18 protein-coding genes are annotated in these 21050 nt (G+C 59.3%); 6 read left to right on the top strand and 12 right to left on the bottom strand.

Going from position 1 to position 21050, the window contains the following annotated elements:
* Positions 1-13: 13 nt before the first annotated feature.
* Genes VCJ71_RS02975 through VCJ71_RS02965 form a run of 3 tightly spaced genes read right to left on the bottom strand, consistent with a single transcriptional unit; the run spans position 14 to position 1360 of the window.
* Complete coding sequence (locus tag VCJ71_RS02975) at positions 14-355, bottom strand: hypothetical protein (protein WP_324638974.1); 342 nt, start codon at positions 353-355, stop codon at positions 14-16.
* Positions 352-765 carry a phage holin family protein gene (locus tag VCJ71_RS02970; RefSeq protein ID WP_324638973.1) on the bottom strand — a complete coding sequence of 138 codons (414 nt, stop codon included), beginning with the start codon at positions 763-765 and terminating at the stop codon, positions 352-354. Before VCJ71_RS02970 ends, VCJ71_RS02975 begins: the two co-directional genes overlap by 4 nt.
* Positions 766-808: 43 nt before the next feature.
* A complete protein-coding gene (locus VCJ71_RS02965) occupies positions 809-1360 on the bottom strand; it encodes a hypothetical protein (protein WP_324638971.1) in 552 nt (183 codons plus the stop codon).
* 152 nt (positions 1361-1512) lie between these two features.
* Here VCJ71_RS02965 and eno point away from each other — a divergent pair, with 152 nt between their 5' ends.
* On the top strand, positions 1513-2796 hold the full coding sequence (gene eno / locus VCJ71_RS02960; protein ID WP_324638969.1) for a phosphopyruvate hydratase: 1284 nt from the start codon (positions 1513-1515) through the stop codon (positions 2794-2796).
* Positions 2797-2808: 12 nt separating this feature from the next.
* Here the strand turns inward: eno and VCJ71_RS02955 are convergent, their stop codons facing one another.
* Genes VCJ71_RS02955 through cysD form a run of 6 tightly spaced genes read right to left on the bottom strand, consistent with a single transcriptional unit; the run spans position 2809 to position 8962 of the window.
* Positions 2809-3639: a DMT family transporter gene (locus tag VCJ71_RS02955; RefSeq protein WP_324638967.1), complete on the bottom strand. Its 831-nt coding sequence runs from the start codon at positions 3637-3639 to the stop codon at positions 2809-2811.
* Positions 3640-3646: 7 nt separating this feature from the next.
* On the bottom strand, positions 3647-4066 hold the full coding sequence (gene ribH / locus VCJ71_RS02950; RefSeq protein WP_324638965.1) for a 6,7-dimethyl-8-ribityllumazine synthase: 420 nt from the start codon (positions 4064-4066) through the stop codon (positions 3647-3649).
* Positions 4066-5334 carry a 3,4-dihydroxy-2-butanone-4-phosphate synthase gene (ribB, locus tag VCJ71_RS02945; RefSeq protein WP_324638964.1) on the bottom strand — a complete coding sequence of 423 codons (1269 nt, stop codon included), beginning with the start codon at positions 5332-5334 and terminating at the stop codon, positions 4066-4068. Before ribB ends, ribH begins: the two co-directional genes overlap by 1 nt.
* 54 nt (positions 5335-5388) lie before the next feature.
* Positions 5389-6117, bottom strand: coding sequence for a 3'(2'),5'-bisphosphate nucleotidase CysQ (locus VCJ71_RS02940; RefSeq protein ID WP_324638963.1), 729 nt, complete (start codon positions 6115-6117; stop codon positions 5389-5391).
* An 11-nt stretch (positions 6118-6128) separates the two neighbouring features.
* Positions 6129-8039 carry a sulfate adenylyltransferase subunit CysN gene (gene cysN / locus VCJ71_RS02935; RefSeq protein ID WP_324638962.1) on the bottom strand — a complete coding sequence of 637 codons (1911 nt, stop codon included), beginning with the start codon at positions 8037-8039 and terminating at the stop codon, positions 6129-6131.
* Entirely contained in the window at positions 8039-8962 is a 924-nt protein-coding gene (gene cysD, locus VCJ71_RS02930; RefSeq protein ID WP_324640860.1) for a sulfate adenylyltransferase subunit CysD, read from the bottom strand. The genes cysN and cysD overlap by 1 nt, the downstream gene beginning before the upstream one ends.
* Positions 8963-9335: 373 nt before the next feature.
* On the opposite strand from cysD, the gene VCJ71_RS02925 reads away from it, so the two are divergent.
* Entirely contained in the window at positions 9336-10556 is a 1221-nt protein-coding gene (locus VCJ71_RS02925) for a tyrosine-type recombinase/integrase (protein WP_324638960.1), read from the top strand.
* Between the two features lie 75 nt (positions 10557-10631).
* On the opposite strand, the gene VCJ71_RS02920 is transcribed toward VCJ71_RS02925, so the two are convergent.
* The 3 genes from VCJ71_RS02920 to VCJ71_RS02910 form a co-directional block, all read right to left on the bottom strand.
* Positions 10632-12341, bottom strand: coding sequence for a nuclease-related domain-containing DEAD/DEAH box helicase (locus VCJ71_RS02920; RefSeq protein WP_324638959.1), 1710 nt, complete (start codon positions 12339-12341; stop codon positions 10632-10634).
* A complete protein-coding gene (locus VCJ71_RS02915; protein ID WP_324638958.1) occupies positions 12341-17152 on the bottom strand; it encodes a protein NO VEIN domain-containing protein in 4812 nt (1603 codons plus the stop codon). The genes VCJ71_RS02920 and VCJ71_RS02915 overlap by 1 nt, the downstream gene beginning before the upstream one ends.
* 122 nt (positions 17153-17274) lie before the next feature.
* Positions 17275-17925: a hypothetical protein gene (locus tag VCJ71_RS02910; protein ID WP_324638956.1), complete on the bottom strand. Its 651-nt coding sequence runs from the start codon at positions 17923-17925 to the stop codon at positions 17275-17277.
* 304 nt (positions 17926-18229) lie between these two features.
* Between VCJ71_RS02910 and VCJ71_RS02905 the strand changes: the two genes are divergently transcribed.
* The 4 genes from VCJ71_RS02905 to VCJ71_RS02890 all read left to right on the top strand — a co-directional run bounded on the left by VCJ71_RS02905 (position 18230) and on the right by VCJ71_RS02890 (position 20963).
* Positions 18230-18520 carry a helix-turn-helix transcriptional regulator gene (locus tag VCJ71_RS02905; RefSeq protein ID WP_324638955.1) on the top strand — a complete coding sequence of 97 codons (291 nt, stop codon included), beginning with the start codon at positions 18230-18232 and terminating at the stop codon, positions 18518-18520.
* Positions 18517-19584 (top strand): hypothetical protein, encoded by a 1068-nt coding sequence (locus VCJ71_RS02900; protein WP_324638953.1) that lies wholly within the window; start codon positions 18517-18519, stop codon positions 19582-19584. The genes VCJ71_RS02905 and VCJ71_RS02900 overlap by 4 nt, the downstream gene beginning before the upstream one ends.
* Before the next feature lie 186 nt (positions 19585-19770).
* Positions 19771-20349 carry a tyrosine-type recombinase/integrase gene (locus VCJ71_RS02895; protein ID WP_324638951.1) on the top strand — a complete coding sequence of 193 codons (579 nt, stop codon included), beginning with the start codon at positions 19771-19773 and terminating at the stop codon, positions 20347-20349.
* Positions 20346-20963, top strand: coding sequence for an HhH-GDP family DNA glycosylase (locus VCJ71_RS02890; protein WP_324638949.1), 618 nt, complete (start codon positions 20346-20348; stop codon positions 20961-20963). Before VCJ71_RS02895 ends, VCJ71_RS02890 begins: the two co-directional genes overlap by 4 nt.
* The last annotated feature ends 87 nt before the right edge of the window (positions 20964-21050 follow it).

Raw genomic sequence — 21050 nt, 5'->3', positions numbered from 1 at the left:
AATGCGCCCGCGGTCAGTATTGTTCCGCTTCGTCCCACCCGTCGTCGCGCGCGTCGCGCTCTTCGTCCGATCCGCTTTCGTCATCGCCGAATAGCCAGTCGATGAGTGGGTTGCGGAAGAGGTACAGCAGCAGCGCGCCAAGGGCTGCACCGATCACGCCCTTGTTGTCTCCCGCCATTTCCAGCGCTTCGTCGGCCATGTCGACCGCGCCTTCGCCGATACGCGCGCCGATGCGTTCACCCACGCCGCGGTTGGCGAGATCGCTGCGGACTTGGGCCACGTCGGCGGAAAAGAGCGCTTTTGCGGAATCGCGCATGGCGCGATCTTCGACGAATTGTCTTTCCAGCGGGGTCATGGCTTGTCCTGCGATATGGCTCGGGAGACGCGGGCAGCATGGCCGCCGGCGATGAAACCGCAGATGGCACACAGCACCAGCCATACCGCCACGACGACTGCCGTTGCGCCAATCGGCCCGATCCGGGGGATCAAGAGCAGGACGCCTCCCACGGTCAGCCCGATAAGGCCGAAGAAAAGGCAGAGCACTGCCAGCAGGCCGAACACAGCCGCCCGGCCCGAATGCTTGCCGGCATAGCGTGCGCGGGTTTTCTGGTACTGCAACTCCGCGTCAAGGTAGGTCTTGCCGTCGGAAATCAACGCGCTGACATCGTCGAACAGCGAGCCGTCGTGGCTGCCGTCGCCGGCTTCGTCGTCGTAAGCGGAGACAGGGGAAGCCCCCGCCGTTTCAGGCAGGGGCTCTCCATTCATCTGGTCGGTCTGTGGTCGGTCCACGCCCTCGTTGCCCAACCGCTTAACGGCGGAAAAGGCGCGAGATCATGTAACCGCCGAAAGCGGCGAGACCGACTGCAAGGCCGGGGCTCTTGCGGACGAATTCGCGGGCATCCTCGGCCAGCTCGTCCAGTTCCTTCTGCTCCAGCTTGGCGGAGGTTTCCTGCAGGCTGCGCGAAGCAGAGCGGGCATAATCGCCGTATTTCGCACCGAGCTTCTCGTCTACCACGCTGGCGTTTTCGGAAACCAGTCGGCCAAGGCCGGACAAGGCGTCGCTCGCGGCAGTCTTGCCGTCCTGCGCGAGGCCGCGAGCCTTCGTCTTCGCTTCGGCGCTCAGGTCGCCGCTCTTCGACTTGCCCTGTTCGCGATAACCCGCTGCGCGGACCTTCGCTTCGTCACGAAGGGCGGCAGCGCCTGCCTTGGCTTCGTCGATCGCCTTGGAAAAACGGGCCTTGGCCTCTGCCTTGTTGGGCGAGGTTTCCGCCATCGTGTCGACGCTGGTCGCTTCGACGGTTTCCACCTTCGGGGCCTTGGTGGTGCGTGTTTTCGGGGTGGTCGCAGAGGTATCGGCCATTGTGTAATCCTTTCGTCCCTGACGGGTTCTTGTTTTCGTATGCGCTGCGGGGCGCGGCCCGCGCAGACGGTTGTCATTATAGCAACGGCGCTTGCGACGAATTGTTCCGATCCCTAGACGGCGCAAAACACCACAACGGAGATGCCCGCGCCATGACCGCAATCCTCGACATCCACGCCCGCGAAATCCTCGACAGCCGGGGCAATCCCACGGTGGAGGTCGACGTATTGCTCGAAGACGGCTCGTTCGGCCGGGCGGCAGTCCCGTCGGGCGCCTCGACCGGCGCGCATGAAGCGGTGGAACTGCGCGATGGCGACGACGACCGCTATCTCGGCAAGGGCGTGCTCAAGGCGGTGAAGGCCGTCAACGAGGCCATCTCCGAGAGGATCATGGGCCTCGATGCCGAAGACCAGCGCGAAATCGACCTCGCCATGATCGAGCTCGACGGGTCGGACAACAAGGGCAACCTTGGCGCGAATGCGATCCTCGGCACCAGCCTCGCGGTGGCGAAGGCGGCAGCGGACGCCCGCGGCCTGCCGCTGTATTCCTTCATCGGCGGCGTGTCCGCGCATTTGCTGCCCGTGCCGATGATGAACATCATCAACGGCGGCGAGCATGCCGACAACGCGATCGATATTCAGGAATTCATGATCATGCCGACCGGCGCCGGCAGCCTGGCCGAAGCGGTTCGCTGGGGCGCGGAAGTCTTCCACACATTGAAGAAGGAACTGACGCAGGCCGGCCTGTCCACCGCCGTGGGTGACGAAGGCGGCTTCGCGCCGCAGATCGGCGGCACGCGCGAAGCGCTGGACCTGATCATGAAGGCGATCGAACAGGCCGGCTTCACGCCGTGGAAGGACATCGTCCTCGCGCTCGATTGCGCGGCGACCGAATTCTTCCGCGACGGCAAGTACCACCTGAAAGGCGAGGGCGCCTCGCACGATCCGGCCGCATTTGCAGGCTACCTTGCCGAACTCGCCGACGCCTATCCGATCCGGTCGATCGAGGACGGCATGAGCGAGGACGACTTCGAGGGCTGGAAGGCTTTGACCGAGAAAATCGGCAAGAACGTCCAGCTGGTGGGCGACGACCTCTTCGTGACCAATCCGGCGCGGCTTCGTGAAGGCATCGACAAGGGGCTGGCCAATTCCCTGCTGGTGAAAGTCAACCAGATCGGTACTTTGACCGAGACCCTGAACGCGGTCAGCATCGCCCAGCGCGCCGGCTATACCGCGGTGATGAGCCACCGTTCGGGCGAAACCGAGGACGCAACGATCGCCGACCTCGCGGTTGCGACCAACTGCGGCCAGATCAAGACCGGCAGCCTCGCGCGTTCCGACCGGCTCGCCAAGTACAACCAGCTGATCCGCATCGAGGAAGAGCTGGGCGATTGCGCGGTCTACGCCGGCTACGAGGCATTCGCGAAATTCGATTGAGCGCGGCGCCCGCTATCGGCTTAACAGCAGCGTCACCACGCCTGCGAAAATGACGACGCCGCCCACGATCTTGTAGCGGTCCGGACGCTCGCCGAGGAACAGGACGGCAATGACCAGCGCGAACAGGATCGAGCTTTCGCGCAAGGGGGCGAGGCGGGGCACGTCGCCCGTGGCATAGGCGAACATGGCGAGGCCGTAGCTGACCACGCCTGCTGCGCCTGCTGTCGCGCAGCTTTTCCAGTGGGTTTGCGCATAGGTCACGAAAGCGCGGCCCCGCCACGCGCCGAAAGCTGCCCCGATACCGAAGCCGAGCACGAAAAACGCCCAGGCGATGTAGCTCATGGTCGTAGGTGCAGCGCGAACGCCCCCCGCGTCGAGCACCGTGTAGGTGGCCACGGCGATACCGGTGAGCAGCGACCAGAACAGCGCCGGTGCGGTCAGGTTCTTGCCGATCATGCTGAGGACGATGCCGGTAGTGACCAATCCCATGCCGATCGCCACCGGCAAGGTCAGCGCGTCGCCCAGGAAGGCGACCGCGCCCATCGCCGCGAACACCGGCGCGGTGCCGCGCATGACCGGATAGCTCGCACTCATGTCGGCGACTTCGAATGCTTTCACCAGCGCGAGGAAATAGACGCCGTGGACGACGAAGGAACCGAGCAGCCAGCCCCATGCGCCGTCCGGTGCCGGAAAGAAGAAGATCGCGGGCAGCGCCAGCAAGCCGCCCGACATGTCGATCAGCGCACGGCTCGCAAGCTTGTCCGGCCCCGATTTCAGGACTGCGTTGACCGAGGCGTGGATCGCCCCCGACACGATCATCAGCAGGGCGGCGATCTCTGGCATCTGGGAGTCAGCCGAAACGCGACCTGAGATCGAGCAGTGTTAGCGCCGCCTTCGCAGCCTCTCCGCCCTTGTCCTTCTGCGCCTTGTCAGCGCGGACGACAGCCTGTTCCTCGTTCTCGACCGTGAGGATGCCGTTGCCGATGGCGATGCCGTCCATCGTCAGCGCCATGATCGCCCGCGCGCTTTCGCCGGCTACGATTTCGAAGTGATAGGTCTCTCCGCGAATGACGACGCCAATGGCGACGTATGCGTCGTACTGGCCGCTCTCCGCCGCCAGCACGATGGCGCCGGGAATTTCGAGCGCGCCGGGCACGGTAAGGACCTCGACCTCATGCCCCTTAGCCTCCAGCGCAGATCGCGCGCCGTCGACCAGCATGTCGTTGAGGTGGCCGTAGAACCGCGCTTCGACGATAAGGAACTTCGCCATCAGTCTTCTCCTGCGATCGGCCGCTCGCCGACGATGTTGAGGCCGTAGCCTTCGATGCCCACCACGTTGCGATGCGAATTGCTGAGCAGCGTCATGTCCGTGACGCCGAGGTCGGCGAGAATCTGCGCGCCGATGCCGTACTGCCGCAGCTCTGCATCGGGATGGGGTCGGCCGCCGCGCATCGTGTCGACCTCGCGCGGCTTGATGAGGAGGACGATGATGCCCGCGCCTTCGCGGCCGATTTCCTCCATCGCCCGCTGCAGGATGCGCTTGCGCGGTCCCGGCCGGCCCATCATGTCGTCGAGGATCGAGAGCGTGTGAACGCGGGCGAGGGTAGGCTTGCCCGCTTCGACACGGCCTTTCTGCAAGACGAAACTTTCGCTGCCGTCGACCGTGTTGCGATAGGTGTAGAGCGTCCAGTTGCCGCCGTAATCGGATTCGAACGGGCTTTCGGCAACGCGTTCGACCAGGTGGTCGTTGCGGTGCCGGTATTCGATCAGGTCACGGATCGTTCCCATTTTCAGGCCGTGCTTGCGGGCGAAGGCGACCAGGTCATCCATCCGCGCCATCGTGCCGTCGTCCTTCATGATCTCGCAGATCACGCCGGAAGGGTTGAGCCCGGCGAGGCGTGAGATGTCGACCGCCGCTTCCGTATGACCGGCGCGGACCAGCACGCCGCCATCGCGGGCCACCAGCGGGAAGACATGGCCGGGGGTCACGATCTCGGTCGGACCCTTGGTGCTGTCGATGGCGACCGATATGGTGCGCGCGCGGTCGGCCGCGCTGATCCCGGTGGTGACGCCTTCGCGCGCTTCGATACTGACAGTAAAGGCGGTTTCGTGCCGCGAACCGTTGGATCGGCTCATCAGTTCGAGTCCGAGGCGCTCGGTCCGGTCCCTGGTCAGGCTGAGACAGATGAGGCCGCGGCCGTGGGTGGCCATGAAGTTGATCGCATCCGGCGTAGCCATCTGCGCGGGGATGACGAGATCGCCCTCGTTCTCACGGTCCTCGTCGTCCACCAGCACGAACATGCGGCCGTTGCGGGCCTCGGCGATGATCTCCTCGATCGGCACGAGGACGGGCGTGTCGTCATTCGCTTCGATGAATGCCTGGAGCTTGTTCAGCGTGTCCTGCGTCGGGTTCCAGTCCGAACTGGTCGCGTCGCGCAGGGTGTTGGCGTGGAGACCCGCTGCCCGGGCGAGACCGGAGCGGGACATATCGCCGTTCTCGATAAGGGAACGGACTCGAGCGATGGTTGCGTTTTCCATGTCGCGCCTCTCACATTTTAATGTGAGCAGGTCAAGCGCTGCGCACATTGAGGTCTACAGCGCGGCGATTTCCGCCAACACCTGCTCGGCATGTTCCTGCCGGCATATCAACAGGTCGGGCATGTAAGTGTCGGCACGGTTGTAAACGAGCGGGCTGCCATCGATGCGCGAGCAATGCAGGCTATACGCCTTAGCAACCGCGACCGGGGCGCAGCTGTCCCATTCGAACTGGCCGCCCGAATGGAGGTAGATGTCCGCCTCGCCGCGCACGATAGCCATCGCCTTGGCGCCCGCGCTTCCCATCGGCACCAGCTCGGCTCCCAGCTTCTCCGCGACGGCGACGGCTTCCGCAGCAGGGCGGGTCCGGCTGACGACCATGCGCAGTTTATCAGGAGAAGGCGGCACTTCGCCCACCCGATCGCTGCGGAGCACGAGTCCGACCCCGGGCAGCGCAACCGCGCCGACCTGCGCCTCGCCGTCGATGGCAAGGCCGACATGGACCGCCCAGTCGCTGCGCCCTTCGCTATACTCGCGCGTGCCGTCGACCGGATCGACGATCCAGACCCGGCTGTGCGAAAGGCGCGCGCTGTTGTCCTTTTCTTCTTCAGACAGCAAGCCGTCGTCCGGTCGGGCGGCCCGCAATGCTTCGCACAGGAAACGGTTGGCAATGACGTCCCCCGCGTCACCGAGCGCCTGCCCTTCGGCCACGCCACTCTCGCGCGTTTCGATCAGGATGCGACCTGCGGCTTCGGCGAGATGCGCGGCGAGTTCCGCGTCGGTCATGCTGGTCCCGTTCACTTGAGCGGCATCAGCTGCGCGATGATGTGATCGGCAGCCGCCTCGGCGGACATCTCGACTGTGTTCACGACGATGTCGGCATTCTCGGGCGCTTCATAGGGGCTGTCGATACCGGTGAAGTTCTTGAGCTCGCCGGCGCGTGCCTTCGCGTAAAGCCCCTTCACGTCGCGCGCTTCGGCAACTTCAAGCGGGGTGTCGACATGGATTTCGATGAACTCGCCGTCGGGCAGCATGTCGCGCACCATCTGCCGCTCCGCACGGAACGGTGAAATGAACGCAGTCAGCACGATCAGCCCGGCGTCGGCCATCAGCTTCGCGACCTCGCCGATGCGGCGGATATTCTCGATCCGGTCCGCTTCGGTGAAGCCCAGGTCCTTGTTTAGCCCGTGCCGGATATTGTCGCCATCCAGAAGGAAAGTGTGCCGGTTCATCACATTGAGCCGCTTTTCCACCTCGTTGGCGATGGTCGATTTGCCGGACCCGGAGAGGCCCGTGAACCACAGCACGCGCGGCTGCTGGTTCTTCAGTGCCGCATGATGTTCGCGGCCGATGTCGGTCGCCTGCCAGTGGACGTTCTGGCTGCGGCGCAGGCTGAAGTTGAGCATGCCGGCAGCAACCGTTGCATTGGTCATCTTGTCGATTAGGATGAAGCCGCCCAGCGTCCTGTTGTCCGCGTAGGGTTCGAAGACGATGGGGCTGTCGGTCAGGACCTCTGCGACGCCGATCGAATTCAGTTCGAGGCTCTTCGCCGCGAGGCGGTCCATCGTGTTGACGTTGACCTCGTATTTCGGCTGCTGGACCGCTGCGCTGACGGTCTGCGTGCCCAGCTTCAGCCAATAGGAACGCCCGACCACGAGAGCCTCGTCGCTGAGCCAGGTCAGCGTCGCTTCGAAACCGTCCGCCACCTGAGGTGGATTGTCGGACGCGGCGATGACGTTGCCGCGCGAACAATCGATCTCGTCTTCGAAGGTAAGCGTGACGGACTGGCCCGCTATCGCCTCGTCGAGATCGCCTTCGTAGGCGACGATGGACTTCACGGTGGTAGTCTTCCCGGATGGGAGAACGCGCACGGCGTCGCCCGGCTTCACGCTGCCGGTCGCGATCAGGCCGGCAAAGCCCCGGAAGTCGAGGTTGGGGCGATTGACCCACTGCACCGGCATCCGGAACGGCTTCTGCGCATCTACGGCAGAGCGCACCTCCACCGTCTCGAGATGCTCGACCAAACTCGGCCCACCGTACCAATGCGTGTGGGCACTGGGTGCGGACGTGATGTTATCGCCCTTGAACCCCGAGATCGGGATGGCGGTGAAGTCTTCGATCCCGATGGCTGAGGCGAATTCGCGATAGTCCGAGACGATCTTGTCAAAGGTTTCCCGACCATACTCGACCAGGTCCATCTTGTTCACGGCCAGCACGATGTTGCGGATGCCGAGCAGGTGGCAAAGGTAGGAATGCCGCCGCGTCTGGACCAGCACGCCCTTGCGCGCATCCACCAGGATGACGGCAAGGTCGGCAGTGGATGCGCCGGTGACCATGTTGCGCGTGTATTGCTCGTGCCCCGGGCAATCGGCGACGATGAACTTGCGTTTCTCCGTGTTGAAGAAGCGATAGGCGACGTCGATCGTGATGCCTTGCTCGCGCTCGGCCGCCAGCCCGTCGACGAGCAGGGCAAAGTCAAGCTCCTGCCCCTGCGTCCCGACCTTCTTCGAATCGCTCGACAGCGCGTCGAGCTGGTCTTCGAAGATCATCTTGCTGTCATACAGCAGACGGCCGATCAGGGTGGACTTGCCATCGTCCACGCTGCCGCAGGTGATGAAACGCAGCATGGTCTTGTGCTGGTGCGTTTCCAGGTAGGCGTCGATATCCTCCGCGATCAGCGCATCGGTTTCGTAGATCGTGCCGGTCATCAGAAGTAACCCTGCTGCTTCTTGAGTTCCATTCCGGCGCCGCCCGCATCCTTGTCGATGACGCGGCCCTGCCGCTCGCTGGTGGTGGTGAGCAGCGTCTCCTGGATCACTTCGGACAGGGTCGATGCCTCGCTTTCCACCGCACCGGTCAGCGGGAAGCAGCCCAGCGTGCGGAAGCGGATCGAGCGTTCGGTAATCTCCGGCGGCTTGCCCATCACCTCGGTCAGGCGCTCGATATCGTCGGCCATGAACAGGCCGCCCTCATATTCGAAGGTCGGTCGCTTCGCCGCGAAATACAGCGGCACGATCTCGATATTCTCGAGCTGGATGTACTGCCACACGTCGAGTTCGGTCCAGTTGCTGATCGGGAAGACGCGAATGCTCTCGCCCTTGCGCTTCCTTGCGTTGTAGAGGTTCCACAGTTCCGGACGCTGGTTCTTCGGATCCCAGCCATGGCTGGCTGTGCGGAAAGAGAAAACGCGTTCCTTCGCGCGGCTCCTCTCCTCGTCGCGCCGGGCACCGCCGAAAGCCGCATCGAAGCCGTACTTGTCCAGCGCCTGCTTCAGCCCCTCCGTCTTCCACATGTCGGTATGGAGCGGGCCATGGTCGAACGGGTTGATCCCGCGCTCGACCGCCTCGGCGTTGCGATAGACCAGGAGGTCCATGCCGATCTCGCGCGCCATCTTGTCGCGCAGCTCGTACATCGCCTTGAATTTCCAGGTCGTGTCGACGTGAAGGAGCGGGAAGGGCGGCGGCGCAGGATAGAAGGCCTTGCGCGCCAGTTGCAGCATCACCGCGCTGTCCTTGCCCACGGAATACAGCATGACGGGCTTGTCCGCCTCCGCCGCGACTTCGCGGATGATATGGATCGCCTCGGCCTCGAGCCGCTGGAGGTGGGTGAGCGCTTTGCTGTCGGTCATGATCCGGCGCTTTGTAGCCCGCCCGGCGGATTTCGCGAGGGGCTAAGGCGCGACTTTGCATTTGCGCGCCAAAAGCAAATCGATGCCGGCAGACGGGAGTTGCGAATTTTCGTGAGGAGGGGTGGTGGACGCACTAGGGTTCGAACCTAGGACCCGCTGATTAAGAGTCGTGTCGGGTAAACTTGCTTGGTAGTGCGTTTGGATACGCTATTGTCCTGCAAAATGCTGTAATAAAGGAGCTATAGGTATAAATCAGCTCCGCTAGCTCTCTTGGGTGTACCCTCAAATTCTTTCTGGGGTGGTTGCTAGGTGGTTGCTATCCTGATTGCCAGACGTGCTGCTTTTTGGCACTTGTCAGGCGGTGGAGGAGCCTAACATGCCGCGGATCACGAAGACCCTTGTAGAATCTATTCCCACTCCGGAAACCCGGCCGAGCTTTGCTTGGGACGACAAGATCTCCGGCTTCGGCATTAAGGTGCTGCCGAGCGGCAAGCGCAAGTACGTGTTGAAATATCGCACCCACGGAGGGCGTGCAGGCAGACAACGATGGCTCGGTCTCGGTATGCATGGGCCAGTCACCGCAGAGCAGGCCAGGGTATTAGCACAACGAGCGCTTGCCACTGTCGCCGACGGCGGCGATCCGCAGGCGACACGGCAGTCAGTAGCCGCTGCTCCAACGTTGGCTCACGTATGGGATCGCTATGAACGCGATCACCTGCCACTCAAAAAGCCGTCCACGAAACGCAACTACGAAACAATCTGGAACGACCGTTTGAAACCGGCTTTTGGCAAGCATCGTCTTGAGGAGATCCGCCGCGCAGAGGTGGACGCGTTTCATAAAAAGCTGTCTGATACACCTTACCAGGCCAACCGGACCCTTGCGCTCTTGTCAAAGCTCATGAACCTGGCCGAGGAATGGGAGTGGCGGGAAGGCACCAACCCGTGCCGCCACATCAGCAAGTTTCGTGAACGAGCACGGCAGCGCTTCCTTTCTATCGAAGAAATACGCGCCGTGCGCGAGGCAAGCGCCAAACTTGTGGCCCAGAACGAGATAACGGCCCATGCCGCAAACATATTGGAGCTGCTGCTCCTCACCGGTGCACGGTCAGGCGAGCTCGCCAGCGCTGAGTGGGCATGGGTTGATTGGGGCCTGCAAATGATAGCGCTCCCGGACAGCAAGTCGGGCGCCAAGACGATCTACCTGTCGAAGGATGCCGTTGCGGTCCTGCGCGATCAACATGCCCGTTCTAAAGGACAGGCGTATATCTACCCTGGCCGCTCAGGCGGGAAGCACATTCACAACCTCCGCAAGCCATGGGCGCGCATTTGTAAAGAGGTAGGACTGGAAGGGGTAAGAGTGCACGACCTGCGGCACACGGCAGCGAGCCTGGCCCTTGGGTCCGGCACGAGCCTTGCCATCGTCGGCCGGCTGCTTGGCCACACCCAGGTGCAGACCACCCTGCGCTATTCGCACCTCGATAAAGATCCGGCACTTCGGGCGGCCGACTTGATTGGCCAGCAAGTAAGAGGGGCGACAACAGGAGAGGGGGAACAGAGCTACACTACGGATGGCGCTACTTCTGCGCCGGACGCTTAGAAAATGAATGGGGAGCAAATGTGGTACTCTGTACCTTACGCCCTATTGGACTGGTAGCCATTTAGTCCAAAGGCCTCAATCAGAGAGCAACTTATCGCACCGCGCTCTATCACCACAAAGATAAAGGCTCGACTTAGCTCGAGACATACCGACGTAAAACGTTTCGCGATCGTGCTCTGCGCTTAGGTCATCGAACGCCCAGAGTATTACAATATCTCTTTCCAGTCCCTTGAACCGGGCGACCGTATCGACCGTTAGAACATTCGGCCCAAAATCTTCGAGTCTGCCGAAGCGGGCGGGTTTTGGAATGGGTAAGCGGCACAGGGCCTCCTCGTATTCCGCTTTCGCTTTCTTATCACATATCAGAACAGCGATATCATGTGGCGCAATCTGCTCTTCCACGACTAGTTTTGTGATGAGTGAAGCTATAGATTTTGCTTGTGATGCTCGGCTTGACGCAGGGAGTGAAACGACCTCAACGCCTTCAATTGGCGACGGCCGTACGTCGATGCCACGGTAGTGCTTGTATGCGGCCCGATGAACGGCTCCGGTATTGCGGCAATTCTGGTCAAGAATCATCGGCTCAGAATTTACAGGAATGTTGCCAGAGCGACGGTAAATGTCTTGGTTCTCGTCAAGGAATACGTAGAGCAGCCCTTGCTCTAGATCGGTTAGCAACATCTCTATCGGTAGCCAGAACTCGTCACCAAAATCTTGTGCTTCGTCGATGATTATCGCGTCATATTTGGGACCAAGAGAGTCGATGGCGTTAGCCAACGCTATGGGCATTATGTGATCAAACTCGTTCGCTCGAGGGTGGTCTCGGCGCGCCTCAGCGAGAAAATCTCGTCCACTTACTTTTTTGGCCCGCGATGTCCATGCGCTGCACACCTGGTGGAAACTTGCGACGTCGAGGTTGTCGATGTCTTTGCATTGTTCGCGGAGAAAGTCGGCGAGCGGCCTGTTGAAACAAACCAACAGCGTTTCTAGTCCCTCGTTCGCCGTGCGGAATGCTTTTTCGCGCGCGATAAGGGTTTTACCTGTTCCTGCGCCGCCTGCGACCATTACCCGCCGCTGCCGTTGCAGGATATCAAGAATCTGGGCTTGCTTCTGAGTGAGAACAATCCTCTCACGTTCTTCATCTTGAATGCGAGCAGAGAGCAGCGGACGGGTTGAAACCCTCCTGGCAAAGGTGGCTACGATCGAGTCCACGCCTCGTTGACCCAGCTCTTCTACCCGATTGCTATCATTCTCGCTCCAGTAGTTTAGGGCCTGGGTAACCCACGATTGCAGGTTATCCATGTCATTCCGGTCACCGATGATTTCTATTGGAGCGTCCGGGCCGCGCAGCTGCTGCCCATTGCCAATTCCAGGGAAGAAGGCAGCGTGCCCGATGTTGAAGCGCCTGATGCCGAGACGCTGCCACGATGAGCTTTCCTTCAGCTTCTCAAGAATTGAGTACTTTCCGCCTTTGGCTTGCTCGAATGGGTTCTTAATCGGATTCGGATTGCCGCCGCGGTCAATCGAGATCCATTTCTGGGTCTGATAGTCCAGGAAAACGCGGCCGCCTTTGACCTCAAGGACCAAGAGCCCGAAATGAGGGTGTGCGATCAGGAAATCACACTCGCCGTCTCTTGGGGCGCCCCGGCGGGGTTTGGCTATCCAAGCTATGGAATGCATTATTGTGAATCCGTCATCGAGCTGCGCGCTCAACGCCTTGAACAGGTCTAGCTCAGCGGAAGACTCTGACCGGGCCAGCTCCAACGGAGGGATGCAGATAGCCATTAGCCCAATAATTCCAAACTCGAATTCAAGGGGATGAACTTTGTCCCCTCGAAGCCAAAGTCGACCTTAACTTTGATAGCGAAATCGCTTCGGTTGACCTCGATAATGGTTCCTTTGCCCCAAAGCTTGTGGCGAACGATTGCGCCCACCTGCAAATTCATCTTGAAAGCGCTGGCCATCTCTTCCGCATGTGCCCGCCAAGCATTATCAAACCAATACTCTTCAACTTTCTCAAAGGGATTACTGATTGCGTTGACGTGCTGGCTCTTCAGATCGCGCGCATGCTCTACGATGTAAATCCAATATTCGGTTGGATGTCTTTGCGCCATGTCGAACTGGACATGGGAAAGCTTTACGCCTCGTTGTGTCCACTCATTTTCAAGCCCCTTGACCTCGATGAGGCGCCTTTCGCCGTTGGGGCCAACTGAACGGATATCATATCCGGGATTATTGTGAGGTTGCTCCTCCGGCTCCCAACCGCGCTGCTGCTCGAACTTTAGAGCAGCCGAAACGGCAGCTACATCTATCAAAGCACTGATGTCTTCACCATTGGTGCTCTGGTCGGTATCGTCGCTTCCTCGATCACCTTCGCGTGATACATAGGAGAGCATTCGCGACGTTCGTGCTTTACGTTCACGCCCCCCCATATTCGGCTTGATTTTCGATTTGCTAGCTTGCGCCGTCGCCGAGTTGTCGCTTGGACTGCGCTCTACGGCATCGTTATTTCGACCTAATGGTGCGCTGCTGCGTTTCGACTGGTAATTTTCCTCTGCATCGCCTTCCTCGGTCAAGTCTGTGAGGCCATTCGGACCTTCCTCGCCGCCAGCCAAGGGGACACGCTCCGGGGAAAGTTCTTCGCTCTCTACTTCGTCCCGTTCTGCACCGTCTGCATGGTCATCCGAAGGATCGGCAGCACCCTCCACGAGCTCCGGATTTTCATCGGTAGCATTTAAGTCCGCAGCAGGTAGCTCTTCTTCCTCAGGTTGCTCATCCAATTCGCCGAGCGCAGAACCCAGCTCTTCTTCAGCCACATCCATCGGCATTACATAGCCAGAGTCCACCAACGCATCCTGCGCAGTCTCCCTCGACGAAGATACCATTATGAGAGTTGCTGCCGCGACAATCGCTTTGGGATCTGACACAGCGCTGAGCCCCTCTAATTCCGCGAACAATACCGTCATCGCGGAAGGCCAATTTATCCCTGACCTCAACGGTACTACATGGAGGGTCTGCCTCTCTGCTTCAAAGTATGCGGAGACCTGCGTTATCGGTGAGCAGACCGGCGGATCGAATTCCGCGATCTCCGCACGCACCCCCAAACTCTCGCTGCTCTGAACTTCGATCGCTTTGAGCATCGACTGCAAAGCGCGCCGCGAACCGGTATTCGGTGCAATCCATAACAATAGGTCGGCCCGTTCCTGTAGATGCGCACTTGCCTGCGGTTCGGGCTTTCGATCAGGCTCGCCAGCCAGACGCAAACTAGCTACCTTTGAGAGCTGCCTCGCGCCCATAGCTTGATAAAGTCTTACGAGCGAAGTTCTCGCGGCCTCGGGAGGTTTGACCAAGCAGTCATTAAGCGCTGGTCCAAATGCGTCGGCCAGTTGCGGGGTGTCGATCCAGATGGCGTCTTCTGGCCAGACAGCGTCACCATCGACGGTCAGTAGAGAGCCATCAGTCTTTAGAAGTGAAATCGCCCCAAAGAATCCCGGATCATTCTCTTCGAGAAAGCCGCAAAGTTTATCCAGGCATCGCGAGTGGATCTCAAGATCTTCTGCTGTCAGGTCCGCTTTAGCCGCGATCTTTAGCATCAGGCTCGCGTAATCGGTTGCCTCTGGTTCGTCCCGGACCCCCAGCAAGGTGTAGAGAGCCGAATGCTGAGCCATATTGCGGTTTGCTTGCCACCAATAACCGCGGAAAGGGGGCGGCAGCCAAAAAACTTCGTCAGGCCCGAGATATCGTTCGAGCTTCGGGTCGTAGATGAAATTGTGCGCAGTAAGCGCTTCGATCGCAGCGAGGTCGTTTTCCGCATCCACGCGTTCATTTAGAATTGCGTAGGTCACGGTCGAGGGCGCCACGTTCTCTCGCACGCAGGAATGGAGGTGATCTACCACTACCTGAGTGGCGGGCTCTTCCGGAACCTCAAGCAGGTCCAAAATTTCGTTTACCGTGCTGCTGGCGCGGCGCAGTGGAGCTAAATCTATGACAGCCACTTGTGAGGAAAAGCCAGCAGCGCGCGCCGCCCGATATACTTCGGTTGGCAAATAAAGGTTTTCCGGGTCCCTTTCACCATCGACGAGCGCGGGCAGAAACTCCAAATCTTGCAGTTCCTGAAAAGTCTCCCTCTCGGCTTCGCCAAAACGCGGCCATCGCTCGATCATGTGCCGAATTAGGGGGGTTACTTTGTCCGCCACCTCGTCCGGCGTTCCATCGTCAGCAAGTTCCCAAATTCGGTCGACTATATGCCGTGCGGTGACAGTAACTGGCATGCCGAGCTGCGTTTCCAAAAGGTCTTGCAGCTTCGCGCCGTTCGAGCCCGATGGCATCCAACTTTGATCCACCCAGGTTTCCCGATCGTCTCCGAGAATGCTCTCAAGCGGCGCAGACCAATAGTAGCAGTCACTAGGTTTCGCGTAGGTGCCAGCTTTCGTTCTAACAAAAGGTCTGTCCGCGAGGCGGGCTAGGCTTCCCTTGTCAGCAAGCTCATTCTTGTGGGTTACGATTTGCGTGACGATCTCGCGGTACTGTTCGCGCGTCAGATCGGTAGCCAGGATCGTAACGAGATGATTGTCGATGTACTCGTGGAAACTAAGGACATCGACGTTCAGTACGTACCTTGCGAACTCATCCATTCCCGGAGGGAAAAGCGAAGTGTCGATCAAACGGAAGTAGCCGCTGGGATCACGGAAGTGGCCCGGCAGCTGGGATCTGGCAGGCCGAACAAAACCCTGTTTGGTGCGGAGCAATGGCGTTTCTGCCAACCTCTGTTCTGTCCGCCCGAGCTCATCGGCAGGGAATGAAACCAAAAGTTTGTAGAAAGTGGTCGCATCTTCGGGCGTAGTCCCGACCAAATTCAGAGTGTCGCTCTCTTCACGAAGAGCATTGGACAATAACGCAGCAAACTCCTCCAAAGTCAGCTCGTCAATAAGGCCTTCCAACGAGGGATTGGCCGCCACCTTGTCGCTTACGATTGGGCAATCAGGAAAATAGCGTCGGATGTGTCTCGAGCTCACCCCTGATGGCAAACGCCAAACCTGATTTGGAGACTTGGCGTCCCCATCGATGTCGAGCAGGAAAACAGCGGCTTGGAGGCGTTGCACCACAGCAGCGTAACCCGTCCTACCTTCCGATACCTGCATTAGCCGAGCGACAGCGTCCCATAAATCGGGAACAAATGGTTCTTCTTTACCTATGCTTGCACCGGCATTTTCCTCTAGAGCAGAGACCGCCGTGGACAGGACAAGGTTTCGTGAGCCCACAGCAGTCAAGGCGGTGAATTCCGGTCGTAGGCTTTCGTCGATGATATCGACACCGACCATCTCCAGGGCAGACCGCTCAGCTGGCGGCATATTTTCTGGCGCGAGGAACGTACCTTCGCCCAAATGCCAATTCGTAGCCTGGGTCCATACGCAAGGATGTAGAGCCGCTCCCTCGGCAAAGCCTTCCCAGAACGCGCCGAACGCTGTCTCGCCGCGCATTTTGTAGGCGGCCGATCCAAGCTCCCAGAGCTTTTTTGGACCGAGTGTGTCTCTTATTTTTTCGAAGTTTTCGGAGAGGATACTGGCAGCGGTAATTATAAGCGCTTCATTCCAGTATCTCTCGTGATCTTCACCCTTAAGAACGATGTCCTGACGGCTTGCGTGGGGAAAGAAGTCGGCATTTATATGAAGTGGCAATCCTGTCGCATGCCGGGTTGGGAGGTATGCAAAAAGCAGACCTTCGATCGGTCCCTCGTCGATTGGAATGGCTAAGCTTACGGTACGCGATCTATCCAGCCTCTCCAGCGCCTCGAACCTTTGAGACAGCTGTTCCGCTTCGATCACCGCATCTGCGCTTCCTTCCAGGATCAGCCATTCATTTTTCCCGCTTGGGCCAAAATCTAACGTAAGCTTCTCTGCGCCGCGGTCGATGTTGACCGCCGTAACCAGTCGTCCGTCCTCTCGGACTTCCACCCGCTGGAGATGCCTAAGAAACAAGAGGCTGGATCTAAGCATCTGAGCGATCTCGGATGCCACGCTTGAAGCTACATTAGCGGGGGTTGGGGACCGGTTGAGAGCGGAACGAATGTCCGAACTAGCCGAGGCCCAAGGCAAGACAAACTCAGTGCCTGCCTTATGCTCGATTTGAGAAACAGCCCCTCTGCCGCTCAAGGGGTCCAATTGGACTTGCGCTCCTACCGAGCGGATGATCGGTGTATCGGTAACTTGGTAGACAGATACGAAGCCAATGCCGAAGCGGCCTATCTGCTCTGACGCTGCGATCTTGCTGCGGCTTCCCATGCGAGAAATAGCATGAAAGTTGCATGGGCGCTTGAGGCCCTGCGGGTCCCCCGCCTTCTCCCATTGGCACCTACCATGCAGATGTCCGCAGCTCGTGAACTCCGCATTGTTGTGAACAAGTAGGGCTTCGGTGGTCGCATCGAAAACCAGTGTGTCGGCGCCAGCATCGTCGGCGTTCTGGACGAGCTCGAGGCCCATGATGCCGTAGCCAAGCAATCCTTTTAGGGCCTGCTCAATATTGCCGCACAGATCAGCTTCGTAGGTAAGTCCTTCGGACGAGCCGACCGGATTGCCGCTTGCAAAATTCTCAGACAATTATCAGCCCCCACAGCGTTTTACGATCACTCGTAATTCGCCTGATCAAACAAACTTGGTCAAGGGACCAGGGCGTAGACTACCAAACTAAATAAACATGGCATTCCATGCCTTTTGCGGCATTACCCATCTGGCCAGCCACCGTCGTAGTCGCCATCCCAGGTGTCAGCATCAAGGTCCTCCTCTTCATCCCACGCATCAGTGCTCACTTGTTTCGTGACTGGGCTGTGTTGCTTGCGGCGCTTCGCAGTGCGTTTGGTAGCAGTCGCGCTCCGGTAAGGCTCGGCCCAGTTATAGGTGGGTGGGTCCATGGCATCAGCCTTGATCTGCGCGGCAGGCCCAACTTCATAGAGGAAACCCAGCAAGGCTTCCGGGCGCACTTTGTTGTGTGCGGCCAGCTTGAACTCCGCGCACATCCTGCTGCGGAGCGCGTTGGCGTTAGCGATCTTCTTTTCATCCTGATCGGCGTGCTGTTTGCCGCGCGCCACCAAGAGCCGCATTACCCACTGCTCGTCGCTATCCCCATGGCCGTTCCAACGCGTCCCATCGCGGTCTTCAATATGGGCGCGCAATTGCGAGATCAGGCCCCTGGCCTTGAGCTCGCAAAAATAGGCATAGGCCTGCAGGCGCATAACGTTGTTTGGCTGATCTCGCGGCCGGACCAACCCCTGTGCGGTCCGCTCCTTCTGCCATGCTCGTTGGTACGCTTTACGTAGTCGTTTGCGCCACGCCCTGAAGTCTTTGAGCGGCGGTGCCTTCGTGTTTTTCGCCATATTCTCCTTTTCCTCATTTCCCGTGAACTGTGCGTGTCAGGACCTAGCACACCAACGATATGAATATATCATAATCCGCAAAGCTAATGGTCTGAGCATATCATGGACAAGATGTTCATTCCCCATTTTTGCCGTTACTCGGATTCAGGTTTTCGCATGAAAATACAGGGGTATAAAGAACACCATCTGGTATGATCGGCAAATGCCCAGTGAGGCAAATTAAGCCAACACGATGACGCGACATCCGCATCTGTAAATCCTCATCGCTGACGCAAATGTTCAGTGAAACGTGTGAGAATTTACGATGAAAAATACCACCAATGAGCCTCAACACGGCACTCGGAAGCTGCTGAAAGAGGCGAATGTCGCAATCTGGCTGAATGTGTCGAAGCGGACGCTGCAAGGCTGGAGGTTGCGTGGCGAAGGCCCCCACTTCGAGAAGCTTGGTCGGTCGGTTCGCTACTTACCAGCAGCTGTGGAGGCATGGATTTCCGAGCAGGAAAGGAGCAGCACCTCCGCATCCTCGCCGCCTCCAGTATGTAATGCACAAGAGAATGCCTCTTCCTCCGATTTGGATCGGGGAGATGAAGCATGAAAAGGGATTCGGGAAATTGGAAACCTGAGAACGGGGAATACAGGAAGCGCAAGACCTGGAGGCTGGCGAAGCGGCACTTGAAACGGACCCACCGCGGGTTCCTGAATCTAGTCGAGAAAAGGGTAGAGGAGCTAAAGCCGGAAAAGGACGACAGGGACAGGTTCCTGTCTCTTTCCGGTCGGCTGCCAATGGGCGGGGCCATTAGGGCATCAGACCTGGTTGCCCGCTTCCGCTATGCTAGGTTCATTGCCCAGGAGGTGCGGGATCTAGCTCGAGCGAGCGACGATCTCGACTTCTACTTCCTTACCTTGCTTGCCGACGAAGGTATAATGTCCGACCGGACCCCGCGCTATTTGCGACGGACACTGGGGCGTAAGGCTGACAAGGCCATGCGTAAGGTGGGCCTTGACGGCCTCTACGTGGTCGAGGTCCAGGCTGTAACCAGTTGGCCGCGAGGCGGGAAGGGCAGGACACTGCTGGCACACGTGCATATCCTTGGTTGGAAGCATGAGAATGCGCCCAACAACAGTGCAGAGGATATCAAGCGGGAACTGGGCTGGGAGAAGAAGCGCAGCAACATTCCCTGGACCTCCAGGCTCGGCGCTGATCCTATTCACGTACGCCACCTATCCGAGCCATTGGGTTGCCCATCTTATTGGGCCGCCTACCTGCTCAAGGCCCCGCATGATGCGAAGAACCTTGTCCCACCGAAGAAGGAGTTGGGTACGTTTCCAGTTCCGAAGGCCAGGATGATGAGCACTACGAAGGGGTACAGGCCCGAACTGGCCATGCGGATATTCGAGCTGATGGCGCAGATCCCTTTGTCCTCTGTCGTGAGTGGTACCGGTTCAGGCGCAACCATGCTTGGCCGGTGCCGCACGCTCTTGGCGCTGTGGGATAAGGAACGCATGGCTAGGTGGGCGGAGGACGGCAAGGAATGGATTGCGCCATTTGATGAACGCGCCTTCTGGAAGCGCACCCACCGAAAGCGCAGGGCCAAGTACCGGCGTTTTTTCATTGATGGGCCGACCATCAAGGCCAGAGACAGCGGCCGTCGAGTGTGACCCTAGGAAGGGGCGGGGTTACACCTGCCCCTTTTTTGGCGCTTGTGTAGTTTCCACCATGCGCAGAGCCGCATATCCCCAGACCGCTTGGTAAGAGGGTTGGGTAACATACTGATATTGCGAAATAAACATATGACGCTATAATGGCCTTGCTACGCGGCAGGCGCAGGAACTGAAGGACATTAAGTGCGTGGATCGGCCAAGGTTGTCGCAGCAAAGGATCTGCAGCACCTGCTTTCCCATGTTTCGGCCCGCCGCCACAATCAACGCGACGCTATAATGATCCTGCTGAGCTACAAGGCCGGTTTGCGAGCGTGTGAGATTGCTGGGCTGGATTGGGCCATGGTGACCAAGCCGAGCGGCGGGATTGCGGACTCCATTGCCGTCGCCGGACATATAGCCAAGAACGGCCGCGCCAGGCGCATACCGCTGCACCCTCAACTGGCCGCGGCCTTGCGGTCAGCATGGAAAGCCGCGGGTAAGCCACGCCACGGGCCGGTGTTGGTATCCCAGAAGGGTGGGCACCTGACTCCAGGCAGCGTGGTCAATTGGTTTACCGCGCTTTACGCCAAGGTCGGCTTGACCGGCTGCTCCTCGCATTCAGGGCGCCGGACCTTCATTACCAACTCTGCCAGGCTAGTTGCCAAAGTGGGTGGTAGCCTGAGGGATGTGCAGGAGCTGGCAGGGCACAGCGCGCTGACCACCACTGAGCGGTACATAGAAGGCGATCGTGAGGCGCAGCGCAAACTGGTGCGGCTGCTATGATTACGCTCAAACGGTTCAGGGCCATAGAGGCAACCTTGCGCACCGCTGGCTATGGGCCCGGCATTGATCACACGGAGACCATTGCGGAGCCAGCGGACGCAGAGGCCTTTGCCGCTGAGGCTATCTACGTCATCTGCAACTCTGGCTTCAGAAACGCCATTGCGGGGCCGATCTTTGCGCGATGCATGGTAGCCTTAAGGCAAGGACGTTCAGCAGCCGACGAATATGGTCATGAAGGCAAATGCGCGGCCATTGATTTCATTTGGCAGGAGCGGAATGCCTTGTTTGCAGCCTACCGCGCGGACCCTGACAGGCTGGCATACCTGAAGACACTGCCGTGGATCGGCCCTGTTACCGCCCACCATTTGCTGAAAAACCTGGGCGGGGATCACGCCAAGCCGGATGTCCATTTGGAGCGCCTGGCGCGGAGGGACCGGACCACGACCTACAAGCTGTGCCGGAGGCTAGCCCGACAGACTGGATACCGGATTGCTACGGTTGACACTGTGTTGTGGCGGGCCTGCGCCGAGGGCTTGCTGAGTTCATCCAAATACGAGGCGGAGGGCTGGAAGGCAGCCTTCCAGCCCAAGAAATTCCTGAGCAGCAGGAGCTGACAGGTAGAGGGGCAAATGCCCCTGAAACGCCGGATTGCCCAAGCTGGGTAGGGCCGGATCGACCAAGGAAAATTTAGCAAGGAGGTT

This window comes from Pseudoblastomonas aquimaris (assembly GCF_035481675.1).
In the GTDB taxonomy this organism is placed as follows: domain Bacteria; phylum Pseudomonadota; class Alphaproteobacteria; order Sphingomonadales; family Sphingomonadaceae; genus Alteriqipengyuania_B.
Note: the sequence above shows the minus strand (reverse complement) of the source record. Positions and strands in the feature narration are given on the sequence as shown.

Bases quoted from the DNA above. Each gene is read 5' to 3' on its own strand.
- VCJ71_RS02975 (WP_324638974.1), bottom strand. From the start codon at position 355: ATGACCCCGCTGGAAAGACAATTCGTCGAAGATCGCGCCATGCGCGAT.
- VCJ71_RS02970 (WP_324638973.1), bottom strand. From the start codon at position 765: ATGAATGGAGAGCCCCTGCCTGAAACGGCGGGGGCTTCCCCTGTCTCC.
- VCJ71_RS02965 (WP_324638971.1), bottom strand. From the start codon at position 1,360: ATGGCCGATACCTCTGCGACCACCCCGAAAACACGCACCACCAAGGCC.
- eno (WP_324638969.1), top strand. From the start codon at position 1,513: ATGACCGCAATCCTCGACATCCACGCCCGCGAAATCCTCGACAGCCGG.
- VCJ71_RS02955 (WP_324638967.1), bottom strand. From the start codon at position 3,639: ATGCCAGAGATCGCCGCCCTGCTGATGATCGTGTCGGGGGCGATCCAC.
- ribH (WP_324638965.1), bottom strand. From the start codon at position 4,066: ATGGCGAAGTTCCTTATCGTCGAAGCGCGGTTCTACGGCCACCTCAAC.
- ribB (WP_324638964.1), bottom strand. From the start codon at position 5,334: ATGGAAAACGCAACCATCGCTCGAGTCCGTTCCCTTATCGAGAACGGC.
- VCJ71_RS02940 (WP_324638963.1), bottom strand. From the start codon at position 6,117: ATGACCGACGCGGAACTCGCCGCGCATCTCGCCGAAGCCGCAGGTCGC.
- cysN (WP_324638962.1), bottom strand. From the start codon at position 8,039: ATGACCGGCACGATCTACGAAACCGATGCGCTGATCGCGGAGGATATC.
- VCJ71_RS02925 (WP_324638960.1), top strand. From the start codon at position 9,336: ATGCCGCGGATCACGAAGACCCTTGTAGAATCTATTCCCACTCCGGAA.
- VCJ71_RS02920 (WP_324638959.1), bottom strand. From the start codon at position 12,341: ATGGCTATCTGCATCCCTCCGTTGGAGCTGGCCCGGTCAGAGTCTTCC.
- VCJ71_RS02910 (WP_324638956.1), bottom strand. From the start codon at position 17,925: ATGGCGAAAAACACGAAGGCACCGCCGCTCAAAGACTTCAGGGCGTGG.
- VCJ71_RS02905 (WP_324638955.1), top strand. From the start codon at position 18,230: ATGAAAAATACCACCAATGAGCCTCAACACGGCACTCGGAAGCTGCTG.
- VCJ71_RS02900 (WP_324638953.1), top strand. From the start codon at position 18,517: ATGAAAAGGGATTCGGGAAATTGGAAACCTGAGAACGGGGAATACAGG.
- VCJ71_RS02890 (WP_324638949.1), top strand. From the start codon at position 20,346: ATGATTACGCTCAAACGGTTCAGGGCCATAGAGGCAACCTTGCGCACC.